This window comes from Roseateles sp. P5_E11, from assembly GCF_054049355.1.
The window spans coordinates 1-1,895 of sequence record NZ_JBFUMO010000830.1 but is presented as its reverse complement, the minus strand read 5'-3'; the positions used below and the strand labels follow the sequence as shown (position 1 = coordinate 1,895).

The following is a 1,895-nucleotide window of genomic DNA, read 5'->3' as shown; positions in this document are numbered from 1 at the left end:
ACCGCTGCCGCCGAAAGACTGAAAGCCCTCGAGACCCACAAGAAGGGCTTGATGCAGCAGCTTTTCCCGTCACAAGCGCTTGAGGCATGAGCGACAAGCCGAAGATTCACCGCTTCAGTGACATGCGCCGGCTGGTCGCCCGGCTGCGCGACGACCTGAACGGCGGAGGCCAAGACTTTGTCCTGCTCTACGCCTACAACGGAACGGGCAAGACCCGGCTGTCGATGGCCTTCAAGGACGCGGGCAAGCGCAAGAACAAAGGCCAGCCCGACACGCTGTACTTCAACGCCTTCACCGAAGACCTGTTCTCCTGGGACAACGACCTGGAGAAAGACAGTGAGCGGCGGCTGCACATCAACACCGACTCGCAGTTCTTCAAAGGTCTGAAGGAACTGGCCCTGGACGAGCGCATCGGCCACTACCTGGCGCGCTACGCGGACTTTCTGTTCGACATCGACTACGACCAGTGGACGGTTAGCTTTCGCAAGGATGAGGCGCTGCACATCAAGGTGTCGCGCGGGGAAGAGAACATCTTCATCTGGTGCGTGTTCATGGCCATCTGCGAGCGCGTGATCGACGGGGCCGAGTCGTACCAGTGGGTCAAGCATCTCTACATCGACGACCCCATCACTTCGCTGGACGACAACAACGCGATTGCCGTGGCCAGCGACTTGGCCAAGCTGCTGCGCAAGGCCAGGAGCAGAACACGCCCCGAAGCGGTAGTGGCAGATGGGCCGGGYGACGCGGAGAATTCGCCGCGCATGGTGCCTGCCCCCATCAAGGCAGTGGTGTCGTCCCACCACGCGCTGTTCTTCAATGTGGTGTGCAACGAGTTGAAGAAGAGCGATCACAAGAAGTACTTCCTGCACCGCCCGGAGCGCGGCAGCACCTACACGCTGCGGGCTACGGACGACACGCCGTTCTTCCACCACGTGGCCATGCTGGCCGAGATCAAGAAGGCGGCCGACGCCGGCAAGCTCTACACCTATCACTTCAACATGCTGCGCAGCATCCTGGAGAAGACGGCCACTTTCTTCGGCAATGACGACTTCTCCTCCTGCATTCACGGTCTGGACGATGAGGACCTGTTTGCCCGCGCACTGAACCTGCTGAGCCACGGCAAATACGACGTTTACCAGCCGGCGGAAATGGTGGACGACAACAAGCGACTGTTCCGACAGATCCTCGATGCCTTCCTGGGGCGCTACGAGTTCACGCTGCCGGACATCTTTGGCAAGCCTGCCGCCAAGGCAGCTCCCGTCGCCACAGCATGAACGAACTGATCCCCGATACCCCCTGCAGCGAATTGCCACGCCGCAACCGATAACCATGACCGAAGAAAAACAGAAACAACTGGGCAAGACGCTGTGGGCCATTGCCGACCAACTGCGCGGCGCGATGGATGCGGACGACTTCCGCGACTACATGCTGTCGTTCCTGTTCCTGCGCTACCTGTCGGACAACTACGAGACCGCCGCGAAGAAAGAACTGGGCAGTGACTACCCGAGGCCGGATGCGGACGAGCCGCTGGTGCCTCTGGCAGCCTGGTACGCGGCCAACCAGGCCGACGTGTCGGCGTTCGAGAAGCAGATGCGCCGCAAGGTGCACTATGTGATCCAACCGCCCCACCTGTGGAGCAGCGTGGCCCACATGGCCCGCACGCAAAGCATCGATCTGCTGAACACGCTGCAGGCGGGCTTCAAGTACATCGAGACGGAGTCGTTCGAGAGCACGTTCCAGGGGCTGTTCTCGGAAATCGATCTGGCGTCGACCAAGCTGGGCAAGAGCTATGCGGATCGCAATGCCAAGCTGTGCGCCATCGTCCAAAAGATCGCCGAAGGGCTCAGCGAGCTTCCGACCGGCAGTGACCTTTTGGGCGATGCCTACGAGTACCT

At 60.8% G+C, this 1,895-nt stretch carries 2 protein-coding genes; both read left to right on the top strand.

Annotated features, from left to right (window positions below):
- Positions 1–86: 86 nt before the first annotated feature.
- Positions 87–1,274, top strand: coding sequence for an anticodon nuclease (locus tag ACXJKR_RS31125; protein WP_457326143.1), 1,188 nt, complete (start codon positions 87–89; stop codon positions 1,272–1,274).
- Between the two features lie 55 nt (positions 1,275–1,329).
- Positions 1,330–1,895 (top strand): type I restriction-modification system subunit M N-terminal domain-containing protein (locus ACXJKR_RS31120; RefSeq protein WP_457326142.1); only part of this gene is annotated, 566 nt, incomplete at its 3' end.